Raw genomic sequence first — 19455 nt, forward strand, 5'->3', positions numbered from 1 at the left:
GCGTTAGGGAAACGCCCGGTTACATTCCGAACCCGGAAGCTAAGCCTTTCAGCGCCGATGGTACTGCAGGGGGGACCCTGTGGGAGAGTAGGACGCCGCCGAACAAATTTTGAGAGAGGCCCCGCACCGTTTGGTGCGGGGCCTCTCTGTTTTGTATTTATGGGCCCCGGTTTCCCGGGACTGCCTTCCTTGCATGGGGGGTGGTGTCGGGGAGCCGGGGCCTTTTTCATGCCCACCCACAGGCCCACCAGGGCTCCCGGAGCCGCTGAGAGCGGGCCCAGGGGCCCGTACACCGACGCCTGGATCCCTTGTACGTACGGCATGCGCCAGGCTCTCCTGCGGCCGTAGAAGCGCAATGAGCGGCAGAAGCAGAAGCAGGGGATGGAAAGCAGAAAGCGGATGGGCCCCACCTTTCGGTGGGGGCCATCCGCTTTTCGTCGTTCTGAGGTCAGAGGTCAGAGGTCAGAGGCGCGGGCCAGTTCGATGTCGAGCGACTCACGGCGGATGCGCTGGTCGATGTAGAGGAGCGCGGTCACGCCGGCGGAGAGCGGATAGGTGAGAGCGGAGCCGATGACGGCACCGATTCCCGTCGCGAGCAGGAACGGCCAGCTGTCGGGCACCCGGCCCGCCATCAGGTCGGAGACACCGCCCTCGGTCACGAGGTAGCCGATCACGCCGAAGGGGAGGCTGACGACCATCTGCACCAGGAGAACGATCACCATGGTGAGCAGGATGATGCCGAACGTCCGCCACCAGGCGCCCTGTACCAGCTTGGCCGAGCGGCGCAGCGCCGGTACCACGCCCTGCCGCTCCAGCATCAGAACGGTCGGCGCGAGGGCGAACCGGACCAGCAGCCAGATGATCACCGGGGTCGAGCCGAGGATTCCGAGGGAGAGCAGCAGTGCTCCGCCCGCGCCGTCGAGGAGCAGGCCGGGGGCCATCGCCACACCGGCCACGGCGGCGGCGCCGAGCGGCAGCAGGAAGGTCAGAGCGAGCAGCTGGGCCAGGCGGGGGCGGGCCTCGCGCCAGGCCTCGGCGAGTGTGATCCGCCGGCCGAGGACGGCGCGGCTCACGACCATGGTGAGGAGCGCTGTGGTGAGGAAGGTGACGATCAGGCCGATGACGGAGGCGGGGACCAGGGTGATGAGGCTGTCCCGGGCGGCCCGGACGGACTGGCGCAGGGCCTCCTCCGTACCGGGGTCGGCGTCGATCTTCACCGGCTCGGGGCGGACGAGGCGTTCGGCCGCGATGACGCAGAGCTGGGCGATGACGGAGACGGTGAGGGTGATGCCGAGGACCGGGCGCCAGTGGGTGCGCAGTGTCGAGATCGAGCCGTCGAGGATTTCGCCGACGCCGAGCGGGCGCAGCGGTATCACTCCCGGCTTGGCCGCGAGGGGCGGTGCCCAGCGCTGCTGGTGGTGGCCGCCCCAGCCGGGGCCGGGTGGTGTTGGCGGAGTGCCCTGGCCGCTGCCGTGCGGTGGGGACCACTGGGCGGCCGGCGGCTGGCTGTCGGCCCATTTGGAGGTGGGGCCCGTGCCTTCGGCGGCCTGGCCCTGGCGGGGAGGGTCGGCGTTCGGGTCGTCGGCCGATCCGGGCGATGCCCAGCCCGGAGTGTCGTTCACGGTCGTCCACCTCGTAGCTCGTCTGGGGGTCGGCTCTGGTCGAACCGGCTGAATCGGTTGAACCGGCGGTTCGCATACCTGTCCGGGTGTCAGTTCGGCAGGGTTGTCTGCCATCGTCCCACGGGGTCGCGGACGGATGGGGGTTCGTATCTCCTTTGTGCCTTCAATGACGGTGGGTCACCGGGCAGACTGGGCGGATGGCTGATCAGTACGCACATGAGGCGTCCGGTGAGGGCTCGCGGCCCATGCTTCCCGTTCTGCGTTGGGAGGAGCCGCCGGAGGGGGCCGTGGTGGTGCTTCTGGACCAGACCCGACTGCCCGCCGAGGAGGTCGAGCTGGTCTGTACGGATGTGCCGGCGCTGGTGGCGGCGATCCAGTCGCTGGCCGTGCGCGGGGCGCCGCTGCTGGGGATCGCGGGCGCGTACGGGGTGGCGCTCGCCGCGGCCCGGGGGTACGACGTGGAGGAGGCGGCCGGTCTGCTGGAGCGGGCCCGGCCCACGGCGGTGAATCTCGGGTACGGGGTGCGGCGGGCGATGGCCGCGTACCGGGCCGCCGGGCCAGCGGAGCGGGGGAGCGCGGCCCTGATGGCGGCGAAGGAGCTGCACCGGCAGGACGCGGAGGCCAGTGCGCGGATGGCGGGGCACGGGCTGGCGCTGCTGGACGAGTTGATGCCGGGCGGCGGTCACCGGATCCTCACGCACTGCAATACGGGTGCGCTGGTGTCGGGGGGTGAGGGGACGGCGTTCGCGGTGGCACTGGGGGCCCATCGCGTGGGGCGGCTGCGGCGGCTGTGGGTGGACGAGACCCGGCCGCTGTTCCAGGGGGCCCGGCTGACGGCGTACGAGGCGGCGCGGCACGGGCTCCCGTACACCCTGCTCACGGACAATGCGGCGGGGTCGCTGTTCGCGGCGGGGGAGGTGGACGCGGTGCTGATCGGGGCGGACCGGATCGCGGCGGACGGGTCCGTGGCGAACAAGGTGGGCAGTTATCCGCTCGCGGTGCTGGCGAAGTACCACGGGGTGCCGTTCGTGGTGGTCGCGCCGACGACGACGATCGATCCGGGGACCCCGGACGGGGCGTCGATCGTGGTGGAGCAGCGGTCGGCGGACGAGGTGACGGATCCGGCCGGTGCGGTGGGCGGGGGCCGGCGGACGGCGCCGCCGGGTGCGCGGGCGTACAACCCGGCGTTCGATGTGACGCCGCCGGCGCTGGTGACGGCGATCGTGACGGAGGAGGGGGTGCTGTCGCCGGTCACCCGGGAGGGGGTCGACGGGCTGCTGGCCCGGGGGCGGCGTACCGCAGGTGGCCGGGGAGCGGGGACGTCTGGTTCTGGGGGGTCCGTAACCGGTAGCGTCTGACATCCGTCCTGGACACCGACGGCCGCGGGCAGGGGGCACGGGTGGACGGCAGTGGTCGCCGGTGGTCGTCCGGCGCGCGTATGTGAGTGACCTATCTCACCTGTACCTCAGTCGCCGATGCGGAAATGGGATGATGTCGATTATGAAGGGACGAGTCCTTGTCGTCGACGACGACACCGCATTGGCCGAGATGCTCGGAATTGTGCTGCGTGGTGAGGGTTTCGAGCCGTCGTTCGTGGCCGATGGCGACAAGGCGCTCGCTGCTTTTCGCGAGGCCAAGCCGGATCTGGTGCTGCTGGATCTGATGCTGCCCGGACGGGACGGCATCGAGGTGTGCCGTCTGATCCGGGCCGAGTCGGGTGTGCCGATCGTGATGCTCACCGCCAAGAGCGACACGGTCGACGTTGTCGTCGGCCTGGAGTCCGGGGCGGACGACTACATCGTGAAGCCGTTCAAACCGAAGGAGCTGGTGGCCCGGATCCGGGCCCGGCTGCGGCGGTCCGAGGAGCCTGCGCCGGAGCAGCTGACCATCGGTGACCTGGTCATCGATGTGGCCGGGCATTCGGTGAAGCGGGAGGGTCAGTCCATCGCGCTGACGCCGCTGGAGTTCGACCTGCTGGTCGCGCTGGCCCGTAAGCCGTGGCAGGTGTTCACCCGAGAGGTGCTGTTGGAGCAGGTCTGGGGCTATCGGCACGCCGCGGACACCCGGCTGGTGAACGTGCATGTGCAGCGGTTGCGCTCCAAGGTCGAGAAGGACCCCGAGCGACCCGAGATCGTCGTGACCGTCCGTGGCGTCGGTTACAAGGCCGGGCCGAGCTGACATGCCCCGCGGCAATGCTGCTCCGGGGCCCGGGGGGATGGGGGGCCGTGCGGGGCGGGTTGCCGGGCCGGGACGTGGGCCCGCGTGGCCCGGTCGGCTGCTGAGGGCCGGTCGGCCGGATCGGGAGGGCGAGCCCGGCCGTCTGCTGCTTCGGCTGGTGCGGCGCTGGATACGGCGTCCGCTGCTGCCCGCTGTGCGGCTGTGGCGACGGAACATCCAGCTCCGGATCGTGGTCAGTACGCTGCTGATGTCACTCGCGGTGGTCGTGCTGCTCGGTTTTGTGGTCATCGGGCAGGTGCGCAACGGTCTGCTCGACGCCAAGGGGCAGGCGGCGCGGAGCCAGGCCGTCGGCGGGTTCGCCGTGGCACGGCAGATGGCGAGCGAGCCGGTGGAGCCCCGGGCCCGTGAGGGTGTGGACGACTCGGGTGCCGCGACTGGTTCCTGGCGTACGGATCTGCTGGAGCAGCTGGCCGGCGGCGGTCAGGGCTCGTTCAACGTTGTGGCGCTGAGCGCCGACTCCGAGATGGCCGGTTCCAGCCGGGGTCCGCGGACCTCGGGCAGTGTGGACATCGCGTCCATTCCGGAGGATCTGCGGGCCGTCGTGGCGCAGAACGCGGTCCCCCAGGAGACGTACACCGAGATCAAGTACCGCAACGGCGAGCACGAGCCGGAGCCGGGGCTGGTCGTCGGGACGCGGCTCAACGACATCGACGGCAACCCCTACGAGCTGTACTACCTGTTCCCGCTGGCGCAGGAGGAGCAGTCGCTCGGGCTGGTCCGGGGCACGCTCGCCACGGCGGGTCTGTTCCTGGTGGTGCTGCTGGGGGCCATCGCGTGGCTGGTGGTGCGGCAGGTCGTCACGCCGGTGCGGATGGCTGCCGGGATCGCGGAGCGGCTGTCCGCCGGGCGGCTCCAGGAGCGGATGAAGGTCACCGGCGAGGACGACATCGCCCGGCTCGGCGAGGCGTTCAACAAGATGGCGCAGAACCTCCAGCTGAAGATCCAGCAGCTGGAGGAGTTGTCGCGGATGCAGCGGCGGTTCGTCTCGGACGTCTCCCACGAGCTGCGGACCCCGCTGACGACGGTACGGATGGCGGCGGACGTCATCCATGAGGCGCGGGCCGACTTCGATCCGGTGACCGCGCGTTCGGCGGAGCTGCTCGGCGACCAGCTGGACCGCTTCGAGTCGCTGCTCGCGGACCTGCTGGAGATCAGCCGGTTCGACGCGGGCGCGGCGGCGCTGGAGGCCGAGGCCATAGACCTGCGCGAGGTGGTGCGCAGGGTGATCGGCGGCGCGGAGCCGCTGGCGGAGCGGAAGGGCACCCGGATACGGGTGCTCGGCGACGAGCAGCCCGTGGTCGCGGAGGCGGATGCCCGCCGGGTCGAGCGGGTGCTGCGGAATCTCGTGGTCAACGCGGTGGAGCACGGCGAGGGCCGTGATGTGGTGGTGCGGATGGCGTCCGCCGGGGGTGCGGTCGCGGTCGCGGTCCGTGACTACGGCGTCGGGCTGAAGCCCGGCGAGGCGACCCGGGTCTTCAACCGTTTCTGGCGGGCCGATCCGGCGCGGGCCCGGACCACGGGCGGTACGGGGCTGGGTCTGTCCATCGCGGTCGAGGACGCGCGGCTGCACGGCGGCTGGCTCCAGGCGTGGGGTGAGCCGGGTGGCGGTTCGCAGTTCCGGCTGACGCTGCCGAGGACGGCCGATGAGCCGCTGCGGGGCTCCCCGATACCGCTGGAGCCGGAGGATTCCCGGCAGAACCGCGAGCGCGTCCTCGACGGCGCCGCCGGGGCGAAGTCCGCGCATGTCCGGGCCCCGGTGCCCGCCCAGGCGGCGCCGTCGCGTTCGCCGCTGCCGGTGCCGCCGTCCACGGCACCGCCGGGAGTGGATCCGGCGGCCCTTCCGGGCAGCGGTGCCCGGGTGGTCGCGCGCCCGGTGGAACGGGGGGACGGCTCCGCCGTCCGGGTGTCACCGGAGCGGGAGGGACAGCACGATGGGAACTGAACTCCGAGGCGGGGGCCCGGGAGCCCGGGGGAGCGCGCTGCGGATCGCCGGGGTGTCGGCCGGCTGCGGTGTGCTGCTGTTGGCCGGTTGCGCGGGAATGCCCACCAGTGGCGAGATCCGTTCGGTCAAGGCGTCGCCGCGGGCGGACTCCCAGGTCCGGGTCGAGGCCGTGCCTCCGCGCAAGGGGGCGACGCCGCACCAGGTGGTCGAGGGCTTTCTGGAGGCCATGACCAGCGACGACGCCAATTTCGCGACCGCGCGTGAGTATCTGACCGAGGGGATGGCGAAGACCTGGCGGCCGGAGGCGGGGACGGCGGTCCTGGCGGAGGCTCCCGTACCGGGACAGGCGCGGGAGGGCGGCCCGACCGCCCAGGAGATCGACTATCCGCTGCACGGCAGGCAGATCGCGCGCGTCGACGAGCAGCTCGCGTACGAGGCGACCACCCCGACCGAGTACCAGCGGACGATCCATCTGACCCGGCAGAAGGGGGCGGACGGGCAGGAGTGGCGCATCGACCGCCTGCCGCCCGGCCTGGTGCTGGGCGCATCCGACTTCCAGCGCAACTACCGCCCGGTCAACAAGTACTACTTCGCCGCCGGCCGGAACACGGTGGTGGCCGATCCGGTCTTCATCCGGCAGCGCATGGATCCGGTCACCCAGACCGATCCGCTGACCCAGTCGGTGAAGGCGTTGCTCGACGGGCCGTCGGCCTGGCTGGATCCGGTGGTCGAGTCGGCCTTCCCGAAGGGGACCCGGCTGAAGAAGGACGCCCCGCTCACCTTCGACGACCGCAACACCCTGGAAGTGCCGTTCAACGAGAAGGCGAACGGGGTCAGCCGGGCGCAGTGCGACAGGATGGCCGCGCAGATCCTCTTGACGCTCAAGGACCTGTCGTCCAGCCGGGTCGACCAGGTCGAGCTCCAGCGGGCCAACGGCGCGATGCTGTGCGTGCTGAGCAGCGGTACGGAGGAGGCGTACCGGCCGGGACCCTCCCGGCCGGTGCCGGGGCACCAGTACGTCGTCGACGGCAGGAACCGGCTGGCGGTGCTGCCGAAGGACGGCCAGGGCACACCGGAGCCGGTGCGCGGTCCCCTGGGGGAGGAGCGGGTTCCGCTGGGTCGGATCGCGGTGGCGCGGGACGAGGACACGGCGGCGGCGGTCTCCAAGGACGGGCGGGAGCTGCTGGTCGCTCCGATCGGCGCGGAGACCGCAGAGGAGCCCGGGCACGCTCCGGTGCTGGTCCGGAGCCGGGGGGCCGCTCCGGCGAACCGGCTCTCGGCGCCCAGCTGGGACGGTCTGGGGGACCTGTGGGTCGCCGACCGGGACCCCGTGCACGGCGGGCTGCTGCGGTTCGCGGGCGGCGAGGGCAAGCCGCAGCCGGTGCGGATCGTGCCGGATCCGGGCGAGGCCCGGATCGAGTCGGTGCGGCTGTCCGCCGACGGCACCCGGATCGCGCTGCTGCTGACGCGCGACGGGCGGACCACGCTCCAGATCGGGCGGGTCGAACGGCTGGGGTCCGCCGACGACCCGGTGGTGCGGATCACGGCCCTGCGGCCGGCGGCTCCGCAGATGGAGACCGTGACGGCCGTGTCCTGGGCGGGGCCGAGCCGGCTGGTGGTGGTCGGCGAGGAGGCCGGCGAGGTGCAGCAGGTGCGGTACATCCAGACCGACGGCTCCAGCTCCGCCGACTCGGTGCTGCCGGGGCTCAACAGCGTCCTCGCGGTCGCCGCGTCCGACGACGAACGGATGCCGCTGGTGGCGCACTCCGAAGGCGAGGGCATTGTCCGGCTGCCGTCCGGCGCCAACTGGCAGAAGGTCGTCACCGAGGGCTCGTCCCCGGTCTACCCGGGCTGATCCCGGGCCTCCCGCTGATCCCGGCCTCCCGCTGATCCCGGCCTCCCGCTGTTTCGGGGCCTCCTGCTGTCTTCAGGGTCTCCTGCCGTCGGTCTCCTCCGGGGGTCCCGCGCGCCGTCGGCGGTCGTGGCGCCCCCGCAGCCCCGGGCTGACCACGGCCAATACCGCAAACGTTTGACGAAGTTGCAGGTCAGGAGGTTATCCACAGGGGTGGCGGGGGGCTGGCTCCGGGGGGAGAGTGGAGTCATGCGGGGTTGGTGGTGGCGGGAGATGTCCGGTCTGGTGCTCCCGGTGGCCTGCGGTGGCTGCCGGGCTCCCCGGACCGCGTTGTGCGCGCGCTGTACGCGGGAGCTGTCCGGTCGGGCCGCGCGCCGGGTCGGGCCGGATCCGGCGCCGGCGGGCCTGCCGGCGGTGTGGGCGTGCGCCGAGTACGCCGACGCGGTACGGGCCGTGCTCATCGCGCACAAGGAGCGGGGCGCGCTGGGCCTGGCCCGGCCGCTCGGGGTCGCACTCGCGGCGGCGGTGCGGGCCGCGCTCGCCCAGGGCGGGCGGGGCAGCGGTCCGGTCCTGCTGGTGCCGGTGCCGTCGTCCCGGCGGGCGGTGCGGGCACGGGGACACGACGCGGGGCGCAGACTCGCCCTGGCCGCGGCGGCCGAGCTGCGGCGCGGCGGGGAGCGGGCGCGGGTGCTGCCGGTGCTGCGGCAGTGCCGGGAGGTGGCCGACCAGGCGGCGCTCACGGCCCCGGAGCGGGTGGTGAATCTGAGCGGCGCGCTGGTGGCCCGGCGCGGCACCGCCGGGCTCATGGCGGGCGCACGGACGGTCGTGGTGGACGATCTGATGACGACGGGGGCCTCGCTGGCCGAGGCGGCGCGCGCCCTGCGCGCGGCCCTGGGGCCCGGATCCCGGGGTGCGTGGGGCGTCGGGGCGCGCGGGCCCGGAGACGGGGCGAGCGGCGGCGGTGGCGCGGGGTGGGGCGGAGCGGCCCCGGGCGGTGCGCACGGAGTGCGCTGCGGCGGCCGGGAAGGAGCGCCGAGGGGCGGACCGGAAGCCCGTATTTCCCCGCCCGGGGCGGTTCTTGCGGCGGTGGTCGCGGTTCCGCCCATGTCCTACAGATAAACCGGAACTGCGTGGGCAGGAGGAACGTTGCAGTCAGTAAGAGACCGAATAGCTCTGAACGGAGGTACGCGCTGGTAGCGGGTGCCGAGACCCGCCGGACCGAGCTATGTTCGGTGGTGAGGCTCCGCGAATGCACTGCCGTACCTCACCGAATGCGCGGCGGTGTTTCCGGCCAAGGCAATCGGGGCAACGGAAAACCTCGAAAGATTGGTGGGGTGGGGATCTTGTCGACGGGGGAGGAGGACGTGAAAGTCGCCTAGTCCGAGGCTCCGGTGCACACCGGGGTCTGGTGCAAGAGGGAGACGCTCCGCGCGGTGAGCGGGCGGAGCGATCCGGGAACGGAGTTCTGCGTGGACATCGTCGTCAAGGGCCGCAAGACCGAGGTGCCCGAGCGGTTCCGCAAGCACGTGGCCGAGAAGCTGAAGCTGGACAAGATCCAGAAGCTCGACGCCAAGGTGATCAGCCTGGACGTTGAAGTGTCCAAGGAACACAACCCGCGGCAGGCAGACCGTTCCGACCGAGTGGAGATCACCCTTCACTCCAGGGGCCCGGTGATCCGCGCGGAGGCCGCGGCCGGCGACCCGTACGCGGCGCTCGACCTCGCCACGGGCAAGCTGGAGGCACGGCTGCGCAAGCAGCACGACAAGCGCAGCACCCGCCGGGGCAATGGGCGGCTGCCGGCGGCCGAGGTGGCCGATGTGGTCCCCGGCGTCGCCGAGCTGAACGCGAATGGCCAGCCGGTGAGCGAAGAGGCGCCCCCGGCCATTCCCACCACGAGGATCGGGCCGCTCGAAGTGCAGGGCGAGGGTCCTCTGATCGTCCGCGAAAAGATTCACACCGCGGCACCGATGACACTCGACCAGGCGCTCTATGAAATGGAGCTGGTCGGACATGACTTCTATCTCTTCGTCGACTCCGAGACGAAGCAGCCCAGTGTCGTCTACCGGCGGCACGCCTATGACTACGGCGTCATCCACCTGGAGACCGACCCGCTGGCCGGGTCCGAGGGAGCGGGCGCCGGAGGTGCGCTCGGCGGCTGACCGGGCCGTCGCACACACCGGATGAACAGAGGCGGTGGTGCCCCCAAAGCGCCCTGTGCGCCCTCGGGGGCACCCCCGTGCGACCCGCTGGATCACCTGTGTGTCGGCCGGGCATGAAAGCATGGCCTCCTCAGGCCAACCGGTGCAGGTTGCACGGGTGTTGGCGAACCTGACATGCCCTTCAGGCCCATGCCTTCAGGGGGAGGAACGATGGCGGACAGCTTCGGGCCGGTGCACGACGACACGGCCGACGCCCGCGACCCGGCCGCCGAGGCCGGTACGGCCCTGGGCGGCTCCCGTGCCGAGCCCATCAGAGTGCTGGTGGTGGACGACCACGCGCTCTTCCGGAGAGGTCTGGAGATCGTTCTCGCCCAGGAGGAGGACATCCAGGTCGTCGGAGAGGCCGGGGACGGCGCGGAGGCCGTCGACAAGGCGGCCGATCTGCTGCCGGACATCGTGCTGATGGATGTGCGCATGCCCCGCCGGGGCGGCATCGAGGCGTGCACCTCCATCAAGGAGGTGGCCCCCAGCGCGAAGATCATCATGCTGACGATCAGCGACGAGGAGGCCGACCTCTACGACGCGATCAAGGCGGGGGCGACCGGGTATCTCCTCAAGGAGATCTCCACCGACGAGGTCGCCACGGCGATCAGGGCGGTGGCCGACGGGCAGTCGCAGATCAGCCCTTCCATGGCGTCCAAGCTGCTGACCGAGTTCAAGTCGATGATCCAGCGCACCGACGAGCGGCGGCTCGTGCCCGCGCCCCGGCTCACCGACCGGGAGCTGGAGGTCCTCAAGCTGGTCGCCACCGGGATGAACAACCGCGACATCGCCAAGGAGCTGTTCATCTCGGAGAACACCGTGAAGAACCACGTCCGCAACATCCTGGAGAAGCTCCAGCTGCACTCCCGGATGGAAGCGGTGGTCTACGCGATGCGCGAGAAGATCCTGGAGATCCGCTAGCCGCTGCCGGGCCCCGGACCCCGTGCCCCCGGTCGCGGGCCGGGGCGGCGGCGCGGGCGGGGTCGGGTCAGGAGACGGCCGCGGCGAGGGGGCCCGCCAGGGCCGGCGGGTCGACGCGCTCGATCCGTACCGTGTCGCAGCCCACCCACTCGGCGGCCTCCCCCAGCGCCCGCGCCATGGGCTCCACGGCCTTCGCCGACTCCAGCGACGTCTGCCGGGCGACCAGGGTCGTCCCCTCCCGGGCCGGGTCCACCCGGCCCAGGAGCCGGCCGCCCGAGAGCAGCGGCATCGCGAAGTAGCCGTGTATCCGCTTGGGCTTGGGGACGTACGCCTCCAGCCGGTGGGTGAAGCCGAAGATCCGCTCGGTCCGGGCCCGCTCCCAGATCAGCGAGTCGAAGGGGGAGAGCAGCGTGGTGCGGTGCCGGCCGCGCGGCGTCGACGCCAGCGCCTCGGGGTCCGCCCAGGCCGGCTTGGCCCAGCCCTCGACCGCCACCGGGACCAGCCCGGAGTCGGCGACGACCGCGTCGAAGTGGTCGCCCTTGAGCCGGTGGTAGTCGGCGATGTCCGCGCGCGTGCCGACGCCCAGGGCCTGCCCGGCCAGCCGTACCAGCCGGCGCAGGCACTCCCGGTCGTCCAGCTCGTCGTGGAACAGCCGGTCCGGGATGGCCCGCTCGGCCAGGTCGTACACCCGCTTCCAGCCGCGCCGCTCGACGCAGACCACCTCGCCGTGCATCAGGGCCCGCTCCACGGCGATCTTGGACGCGGACCAGTCCCACCACTCGCCGCCGTTCTTGGCGCCGCCCAGCTCGGTCGCGGTGAGCGGACCCTCGGCGCGCAGCTGGTCGATCACCTTGCCGTAGGCGCCGTCCGGCAGGTCGTGGTGCCAGTGCGGGTGGGCGCGGTAGGCGCGGCGCCGGAAGGCGAAGTGCGGCCACTCCTCGACGGGCAGCACGCAGGCCGCGTGCGACCAGTACTCGAAGGCGTGGCCGCCGCTCCAGTACGCGTCCTCGACGGTGGCACGGCCCACGGCACCCAGCCGCGCGTACGGGATCAGCTCGTGCGAGCGGGCCAGTACCGAGATCGTGTCCAGCTGTACGGCGCCCAGGCGGCGCAGGACGCCGCGCACCCCTGCCCGGCGGTCCGGTGCGCCCAGGAAGCCCTGGGCGCGCAGCACGATCCGGCGGGCCTCGTCGGCGGAGAGTTCGGCGGCGGGGGGCGGCAGCGTCGTCATGATCCGCACCCTAGACGGCGGCACTGACACTCCCGGTCCGGGTCCGGTCCGGGCCGGTGCGCCCCGGCTCACGGCCGGTGCCGCGGAAGGCTGCTTTTTACTTCCGCCGTCGTGGCTCCCGTCCGCGGCCGGGCTCAGCGGCCGGCCGCGGGGGCGGCGGCGGAGGCGGGGACGGGGGCCGGAAGGTAGGCGTGGGTGCTGGACAGGCCCAGGTCACAGGGGAGCAGCGAGCCCACCCAGGCGTCCCGCAGGGTGTCCTTGTTCAGGAGCGCCGCCCGCAGCGAGCCCTCCACGGTGAAGCCGGCGCGCTCCGCGACCGTGCGCGAGGCGGTGTTCCCGATCTCGGCACGCCACTCCAGCCGGGTGGCGCCGAGGCGGGTGAAGGTCCAGTGGGCGAGCGCGCGGACGGCCTCGGTCATGACCCCGCGCCCGCGGTGCTCCGGAGCCGTCCAGAAACCGATCTCCCAGGTGCCCGAGTAGGTGCGGAGCGTGACGGAGACCGACGCGAGCAGCGGTCCGCCCGAGCGGGGGAGGACGGCGAAGGTGCACATCGTGCCGGTGTGCCAGCCCTCGGGGACCAGGTGCGTGGTGAATTCGACGGCGTCCTCGCGCCGGTAGGGAGCGGGCACCGTCGTCCAGCGCTGGATGTCAGGGTCCTGACAGATTTCGAGGACGGCGTCGGCGTCCTCGGGGGTGAAGGTCCGCAGCAGCAGATGGTCCGTGGTCAGGGTGATGGGTTCCATGCAGGGATTCTGCGGGCGCGCGCGGGAGGCGGCGAACACTTTTCGGGGCGCGGCGGCACCTTCGGCCCGCTTGGGACGTTCTCCCGTACAGGGCAGCGGTGAGCCCGGCGGGCAGCGCACCTCCCGGCCCGGCGGGGTCCTCGCTTACGATGGCCGTTGCGGTGGGGCCCGCCTGCCGTGCCCGCGCCAGTGTCCACCACGACCCAGCCAGGCCCGATCGGCAAGGAGACCAGCCTCAGTGTCCGTCTTCAACAAGCTCATGCGTGCAGGCGAAGGCAAGATCCTGCGCAAACTGCACCGCATCGCGGACCAGGTCAACTCCATCGAAGAGGACTTCGTCGGCCTCTCCGACGCCGAGTTGCGGGCCCTCACGGAGGAGTACAAGGAGCGTTACGCCGAGGGCGCGACCCTCGACGACCTCCTGCCCGAGGCCTTCGCGACCGTCCGCGAGGCCGCCAAGCGCGTCCTCGGCCAGCGTCCGTACGACGTCCAGATCATGGGCGGCGCCGCGCTGCACCTCGGCTATGTCGCCGAGATGAAGACCGGTGAGGGCAAGACCCTCGCCGGCGCCCTCCCCGCGTACCTCAACGCGATCTCCGGCAAGGGCGTCCACCTGATCACGGTGAACGACTACCTGGCCGAGCGCGACTCGGAGGTCATGGGCCGGATCCACAAGTTCCTGGGTCTGACCGTCGGCTGCATCCTGGCGAACATGACGCCGGCGCAGCGCCGCGAGCAGTACGCCAGCGACATCACCTACGGCACGAACAACGAGTTCGGCTTCGACTACCTCCGCGACAACATGGCGTGGTCGCAGGACGAGCTGGTCCAGCGCGGCCACAACTTCGCCGTGGTCGACGAGGTCGACTCGATCCTCGTCGACGAGGCCCGTACGCCGCTGATCATCTCCGGCCCCGCCGACCAGGCCACCAAGTGGTACGGCGACTTCGCCAAGCTGGTGAAGCGGCTGACCCGGGGCGAGCCGGGCAACCACCTCAAGGGCATCGAGGAGACCGGCGACTACGAGGTCGACGAGAAGAAGCGGACCGTCGCCATCCATGAGGCCGGTGTCGCCAAGGTCGAGGACTGGCTCGGCATCGACAACCTCTACGAGTCGGTGAACACCCCGCTCGTCGGCTACCTCAACAACGCCATCAAGGCGAAGGAACTCTTCAAGAAGGACAAGGACTACGTCGTCATCGACGGCGAAGTCATGATCGTCGACGAGCACACCGGCCGTATCCTGGCCGGCCGCCGCTACAACGAGGGCATGCACCAGGCGATCGAGGCGAAGGAAGGGGTGGACATCAAGGACGAGAACCAGACCCTCGCCACGATCACCCTGCAGAACTTCTTCCTCCTCTACAGCAAGCTGTCCGGTATGACCGGTACGGCCATGACCGAGGCCGCCGAGTTCCACCAGATCTACAAGCTGGGCGTCGTGCCGATCCCGACGAACCGGCCGATGGTCCGCAAGGACCAGTCCGACCTGATCTACCGCACCGAGGTCGCCAAGTTCGCGGCCGTGGTGGACGACATCGTCGAGAAGCACGAGAAGGGCCAGCCGATCCTGGTCGGCACCACCTCGGTCGAGAAGTCCGAGTACCTCTCGCAGCAGCTCAACAAGCGCGGCGTCCAGCACGAGGTGCTCAACGCCAAGCAGCACGACCGGGAAGCCACCATCGTCGCCCAGGCGGGCCGCAAGGGCGCCGTGACGGTCGCGACGAACATGGCCGGCCGTGGCACCGACATCAAGCTCGGCGGCAACCCGGACGACCTCGCCGAGGCCGAGCTGCGCCAGCAGGGCCTGGACCCGGTGGATCACGTGGAGGAGTGGGCCGCGGCCCTGCCCACCGCGCTGGAGAAGGCCGAGCAGGCCGTGAAGGCCGAGTTCGAAGAGGTCAAGGACCTCGGCGGGCTCTATGTCCTCGGCACCGAGCGGCACGAGTCCCGCCGCATCGACAACCAGCTGCGCGGCCGCTCCGGCCGTCAGGGCGACCCGGGCGAGTCCCGGTTCTACCTCTCCCTCGGCGACGATCTGATGCGCCTGTTCAAGGCCCAGATGGTCGAGCGCGTGATGGCCATGGCGAATGTGCCGGACGACGTCCCCATCGAGAACAAGATGGTGACGCGGGCGATCGCCTCCGCCCAGTCCCAGGTCGAGCAGCAGAACTTCGAGACCCGTAAGAACGTCCTGAAGTACGACGACGTCCTCAACCGCCAGCGCAAGGTGATCTACGCCGAGCGCCGCCGGGTGCTGGAGGGCGAGGACCTGCACGAGCAGATCCGCCACTTCATGGACGACACGATCGACGCCTACATCCAGGCCGAGACCGTCGAGGGCTTCGCCGAGGAGTGGGACCTGGACCGGCTGTGGGGCGCGTTCAAGCAGCTCTACCCGGTGAAGACCTCCGTCGAGGACCTGGAGGAGGCGGCGGGCGACCGCGCGGGCATCACCGCGGAGTTCATCGCCGAGTCCATCAAGGAGGACATCCACACGCAGTACGACGAGCGCGAGAAGCAGCTCGGCTCGGACATCATGCGTGAGCTGGAGCGGCGTGTGGTCCTCTCGGTGCTGGACCGCAAGTGGCGCGAGCACCTCTACGAGATGGACTACCTCCAGGAGGGCATCGGTCTGCGCGCCATGGCGCAGAAGGACCCGCTCGTGGAGTACCAGCGCGAGGGCTTCGACATGTTCATCGCCATGATGGACGGCATCAAGGAGGAGTCCGTCGGCTATCTGTTCAACCTGGAGGTCCAGGTCGAGCAGCAGGTCGAGGAGGTCCCGGTGGACGAGTCGGCCGGCCGTACCTCGCTGGAGAAGAAGGACACCGTTCCGGCGGCGCGCCCGGAGATCCGGGCCAAGGGCCTGGAGGCCCCGCAGCGTCCGGACCGGCTGCACTTCTCCGCGCCCACGGTGGACGGCGAGGGCGGGGTCGTCGAGGGCGACTTCCAGACCGACGGGGAGCCGGCGCGTTCCTCCTCGGACGGGATGACCCGGGCCGAGCGGCGCAAGGCGCAGAAGGGCGGCGGCGGCCGCCGCCGCAAGAAGTAGCCGCCGCGAGAGTCGCGAGAAGTCGCGAGAGCGAGGGAAGGACCGGGGCCCAGGGGCCCCGGTCCGACCGACGGCCGGGGCCGGACACCTGCGGGGGTCCGGCCCCGGCCGCGTCCATGACCTCGCCGGGCCCCGGCCGCCCCGCCGGGACCGCCCATCCCGGTGTGATGGGAGCGCCGCCGCTGTCGTGCCGGCGGCGTGCCCGGGTCGGGTCGGGTCCGGTCGTGCCGCGGGCCGGGAGGGCCGCCGGCGGGGCGCTGGGCGCCGTTCCCGTGCTCCGGGAGCTTCCCGGAGGCGGTGGGCGTACGGGGCGCTGTGGGGCCGCTCCGGGCGTCCCGGTGCCTTCCGTCCCCTGTGGTGCCCCTGTGGTGCTTCTCGGGGCGGGCCGCAGCGGGCTGTGCGGGCTATAACCGTGGGGCCGCAGCGGCGTGCTCACCGCCCAGTTCCACCGCCGAGCAGCGCCAGCGCTGATCCGCGCCCCGCTCCAGCCGGAACGCCATCGCGCTGACCCGCTCGCCGGAGCCGATGCGGGCGAACGCCTCGATCACCCCGGGGCCCGGGTGGTACTCGCCGCAGTCGCGGACGACCGGGGTCACCCGCTCCGCCGGCCGCAGCGGTGCCCCCGGCGCCAGCCGGATCAGCTGCTCGTAGCCCTCGCCGATGGTGTGACCGAGCATCCAGTGCACCGGCCGCTGCCCGCTGAGCACCGCGAGCAGCCGGTCGGCGAACCAGTAGTGCGGCCGCTGCCGCCGGGCGCGTGCCACGGCCGCCGCGGCCACCGCCCCGGGCCTGCGCTGGTCGCGCCTGCCCGCCGGTCGGCTCCGGCCCGGTCGCGTCCGGCCCTGCCCGGTCCGGTCCTGCCGTGTTCCCTCCATGTGATCCCCCGATCAGCCGGGCCCGATACGGTGATACCGGGCGGTAACTTTCGTTGGGGGTTCTTCTACGGGGCCGGGGCGGCCCCCGCAACAGCCCGGCGACGGCGGGGATGCTGATCGGAAAATTCACTCTTTGGAGTGCAGTGCGCAGCCCAGAGGGGGTGCGGCGGGCGTCGTAGCGGTGTGTGACGAAGATCCCCGGGGCCCGGACGAGCAGCCCGAAAGAGGGAACCTCGGACGTATCCTAAGGACGTTTTCCGACTACGAAAGCGGCCAGCCATGCGCGTCTATGTCCCCCTGACCCTCTCCGGTCTCGCGGAGGCGCACACCAGGGGCGAGCTGGGGCCCGGCCCGGTGACCGCCTACGCCGTGACCCCGGGGCTGCGCGAGTGGTACGTCTCCGACGACCTGGAGGAGCTGGAGTACGCGGCGCTCAGCCGGGCCGCCGCCGCCTCGCTGCGGATGATCGCCGGCGCCCCGGGCGAGACCAGGCGACGTGTGGTCGTCGCGGTCGACGTCCGGGACCAGGACGCGACGGCCGACCCCGACCGGGCACTCGACGCCACCTCGCTCGGCGAGGTGCGGATCGCCTCCGCCGTGGCGCTGGCCAGGGCGGCCGCGGTGCATGTGGACGCCGACGACGCCCTGGACGATGTGACCGCCGCGGCCGACGCGCTGGGGGCGGCGGACCAGGGCGACGACGACGCCCGGTTCACGGTGGACGGCGCCGAGGACCACGAGCTGCTCTGGTTCGGTGTCCAGGAAATCCCGAACCTTCTCGGCCGACCGGCCTGACCTGCGCGAACGCCTTTCTGGTGGGGCGGTGGGCCCGGAACCGGCCCGGCCCGCTGTCAGACCCGGCGAGTACGGTTCTGACATGGGGAATCATCTGGGGACCACGGAGGGTCCCGTCACGCACGGTGTCCATCTGGTCTGGGACTGGAACGGGACGCTGCTCAACGATGTGACGGCCGTCATCGCCGCGACCAACGCCGCCTTCGCCGAGATAGGCCTCGCACCGATCACGCTGGAGCGGTACCGCGAGCTGTACTGCGTCCCCGTCCCCAAGTTCTACGAGCGGCTGCTCGGCAGGCTCCCCACGGACGAGGAGTGGGAGGTCATGGACGTGATCTTCCACCGCCACTACAGCGAGCAGCGGCTCGGCTGCGGGCTCACCGACGGGGCCGAGGAACTGCTGGGGGAGTGGCTGAGAGCCGGCCGCAGCCAGTCCCTGCTGAGCATGTACGGCCATGACGAGCTGGTCCCGGTGGTCCGGGGCTACGGCATAGAGAGCCACTTCCTGCGGGTCGAGGGGCGGACGGGCCCCTCCGGCGGCTCCAAGGCGCTCCACATGGAGCGGCATCTGACGGCGCTCGGCGCGACGGTCTCACCCGAGCGCACGGTGGTGATAGGGGACGCGGTGGACGACGCGGTGGCGGCGGCCCATGTGGGCGCGCGGGCGGTGCTGTACACGGGCGGTTCGCACAGCCGGGCGAGCCTGGGACGGGCGGGGGTGCCCGTGGTGGACACCCTGCGGGAAGCGGTCGACGAGGCGATACGCCTGGTCGCGTGAGGCGTGAGGCGTGAGGCGTGAGGCGTGAGGCGTGAGGCGTGAGGCGTGAGGCGTGAGGCGTGCTCCGGACGGGATCCGCGAGCCTGACCGGAGGGCGCGCCGCCGGCCCGGCCCGTCGGCTTGCCCCGGGCGCCCGCACGGGGTCCGGGGAGCCCCGGGCAGCGGCTCGCGGCCCGGGGCGGCCGGGGTCAGCCCTGGGCGCGCAGCACCTTCAGGAACTCCCGCATCCAGGCCGGATGGTCCGGCCAGGCGCGGGAGGAGACCAGGGTGCCGTCCACCACGGCCTCCGCGTCCTGGAAGCCCGCTCCCGCCGCCTGCATGTCCGGCTCCAGGGCCGGATAGGCGGTGACCCGGCGGCCCTCCAGGCCGCCGATCGCCGCCGTCAGCAGCGGGCCGTGGCAGATCTGCGCCACCGGCTTGTCCGCGTCGAAGAACGCCTTCACGATCTTGCGCAGCTCGGGGTCGTTGCGCAGGTACTCCGGGGCCCTCCCGCCCGGGACGACCAGCGCCGCGTACTGCCCGGGGTCGACCTCCGAGAAGGCCAGGTCGGCGTCCCAGGTGTAGCCGGGCTTCTCGGTGTACGTGTCGAAACCGGGCTCGAAGTCGTGCACCACGAAGCGCAGCTTCTTGCGGGCGGGGGCCGCGATGTGGACCTCGTACCCCTCTTCGAGGAGCCGCTGGTAGGGGTAGAGGACTTCCAGCGACTCGGCTGCGTCGCCGGTGACGATCAGGACCTTGGCTGCCATGGCTGCTCCCGGACTGAGAAAGGTCTGCCTGAGGAAGGTCTGCGGGCGGTCGAAGAGGCCGGACGGGGCCGGACGGGGACCGCCGCCGCCCCGCCAACCTGCCCCCTGGGGAACGGTTTGCCAAGAGGGCCTGTGTCGCTGTGCAGACTGTCAAACTTCCCACCCCGGTTTTGTACACATAAGGCTCATGACGGTTCCCCGGGGCGGGGCGATAGCCTTGGAGCCGTGATCAGCGCGATACGCCGTGGGGGCAGCGAAGCCCCCGGCCTGCGCCCGGAGCGCCACAGCGGCCGGGCGATCGCTGCTCCCCATGTGCCGGCCCCGCCATCGGATCCGTCCGAATACGGCCCGGACAACTCTCATCGCGGCATAGCGTCGACCTCGACCGGACACCCCGCGCCGTGGCGCCGTGTCGCATCTTCCCCCTACGTCACGCAACGGCGCGCGACAGGAGCC

15 protein-coding genes and 1 rRNA gene are annotated in these 19455 nt (G+C 71.7%); 11 read left to right on the plus strand and 5 right to left on the minus strand.

The features are described from left to right. A 5S ribosomal RNA gene (rrf, locus tag SYYSPA8_RS03960) occupies positions 1-104 on the plus strand; the annotation flags it as partial. A 351-nt stretch (positions 105-455) separates the two neighbouring features. Here the strand turns inward: rrf and SYYSPA8_RS03965 are convergent. Then, positions 456-1622: a hypothetical protein gene (locus SYYSPA8_RS03965; protein ID WP_323445531.1), complete on the minus strand. Its 1167-nt coding sequence runs from the start codon at positions 1620-1622 to the stop codon at positions 456-458. 197 nt (positions 1623-1819) lie between these two features. Here SYYSPA8_RS03965 and mtnA point away from each other — a divergent pair, with 197 nt between their 5' ends. The 7 genes from mtnA (at position 1820) to SYYSPA8_RS04000 (ending at position 10776) form a co-directional block, all read left to right on the plus strand. Beyond that, the gene (mtnA, locus tag SYYSPA8_RS03970; RefSeq protein WP_323445532.1) at positions 1820-2980 is read left to right on the plus strand and encodes an S-methyl-5-thioribose-1-phosphate isomerase; all 1161 of its coding nucleotides are present in this window, start codon (positions 1820-1822) and stop codon (positions 2978-2980) included. Between the two features lie 130 nt (positions 2981-3110). Further along, positions 3111-3800, plus strand: coding sequence for a two-component system response regulator MtrA (gene mtrA, locus SYYSPA8_RS03975; protein WP_007448372.1), 690 nt, complete (start codon positions 3111-3113; stop codon positions 3798-3800). A 1-nt stretch (position 3801) separates the two neighbouring features. After that, complete coding sequence (mtrB, locus tag SYYSPA8_RS03980) at positions 3802-5802, plus strand: MtrAB system histidine kinase MtrB (RefSeq protein ID WP_323445533.1); 2001 nt, start codon at positions 3802-3804, stop codon at positions 5800-5802. Next, entirely contained in the window at positions 5792-7657 is a 1866-nt protein-coding gene (locus SYYSPA8_RS03985) for an LpqB family beta-propeller domain-containing protein (protein ID WP_323445534.1), read from the plus strand. The genes mtrB and SYYSPA8_RS03985 overlap by 11 nt, the downstream gene beginning before the upstream one ends. 246 nt (positions 7658-7903) lie before the next feature. After that, positions 7904-8773 (plus strand): ComF family protein, encoded by an 870-nt coding sequence (locus tag SYYSPA8_RS03990; protein WP_323445535.1) that lies wholly within the window; start codon positions 7904-7906, stop codon positions 8771-8773. A gap of 350 nt (positions 8774-9123) precedes the next feature. After that, entirely contained in the window at positions 9124-9813 is a 690-nt protein-coding gene (hpf, locus tag SYYSPA8_RS03995; protein ID WP_323445536.1) for a ribosome hibernation-promoting factor, HPF/YfiA family, read from the plus strand. A gap of 210 nt (positions 9814-10023) precedes the next feature. After that, a complete protein-coding gene (locus SYYSPA8_RS04000; protein WP_009996343.1) occupies positions 10024-10776 on the plus strand; it encodes a response regulator in 753 nt (250 codons plus the stop codon). 67 nt (positions 10777-10843) lie between these two features. Here the strand turns inward: SYYSPA8_RS04000 and SYYSPA8_RS04005 are convergent, their stop codons facing one another. Both SYYSPA8_RS04005 and SYYSPA8_RS04010 read right to left on the minus strand, forming a co-directional pair. Then, a complete protein-coding gene (locus SYYSPA8_RS04005; RefSeq protein WP_323445537.1) occupies positions 10844-12007 on the minus strand; it encodes a winged helix-turn-helix domain-containing protein in 1164 nt (387 codons plus the stop codon). Positions 12008-12141: 134 nt separating this feature from the next. Further along, on the minus strand, positions 12142-12750 hold the full coding sequence (locus tag SYYSPA8_RS04010) for a GNAT family N-acetyltransferase (protein WP_323445538.1): 609 nt from the start codon (positions 12748-12750) through the stop codon (positions 12142-12144). Positions 12751-12988: 238 nt separating this feature from the next. Here SYYSPA8_RS04010 and secA point away from each other — a divergent pair, with 238 nt between their 5' ends. After that, positions 12989-15805, plus strand: a complete 2817-nt coding sequence (gene secA, locus SYYSPA8_RS04015; protein WP_323445539.1) for a preprotein translocase subunit SecA — start codon at positions 12989-12991, stop codon at positions 15803-15805. 404 nt (positions 15806-16209) lie between these two features. Here the strand turns inward: secA and SYYSPA8_RS04020 are convergent, their stop codons facing one another. Next, entirely contained in the window at positions 16210-16680 is a 471-nt protein-coding gene (locus tag SYYSPA8_RS04020) for an Rv3235 family protein (protein WP_323445540.1), read from the minus strand. 279 nt (positions 16681-16959) lie between these two features. Here SYYSPA8_RS04020 and SYYSPA8_RS04025 point away from each other — a divergent pair, with 279 nt between their 5' ends. Both SYYSPA8_RS04025 and SYYSPA8_RS04030 read left to right on the plus strand, forming a co-directional pair. Continuing rightward, complete coding sequence (locus SYYSPA8_RS04025) at positions 16960-17475, plus strand: DUF6912 family protein (protein ID WP_323445541.1); 516 nt, start codon at positions 16960-16962, stop codon at positions 17473-17475. Positions 17476-17557: 82 nt separating this feature from the next. Beyond that, positions 17558-18253 carry an HAD family hydrolase gene (locus tag SYYSPA8_RS04030; RefSeq protein WP_323445542.1) on the plus strand — a complete coding sequence of 232 codons (696 nt, stop codon included), beginning with the start codon at positions 17558-17560 and terminating at the stop codon, positions 18251-18253. A 188-nt stretch (positions 18254-18441) separates the two neighbouring features. Here SYYSPA8_RS04030 and SYYSPA8_RS04035 read toward each other — a convergent pair whose 3' ends face one another. Beyond that, positions 18442-18999, minus strand: a complete 558-nt coding sequence (locus SYYSPA8_RS04035) for a DJ-1/PfpI family protein (RefSeq protein WP_323445543.1) — start codon at positions 18997-18999, stop codon at positions 18442-18444. Between the last annotated feature and the right edge of the window lie 456 nt (positions 19000-19455).

Origin of the sequence: Streptomyces yaizuensis (genome assembly GCF_034961445.1) — a bacterium.
Lineage (GTDB): Bacteria > Actinomycetota > Actinomycetes > Streptomycetales > Streptomycetaceae > Streptomyces > Streptomyces yaizuensis.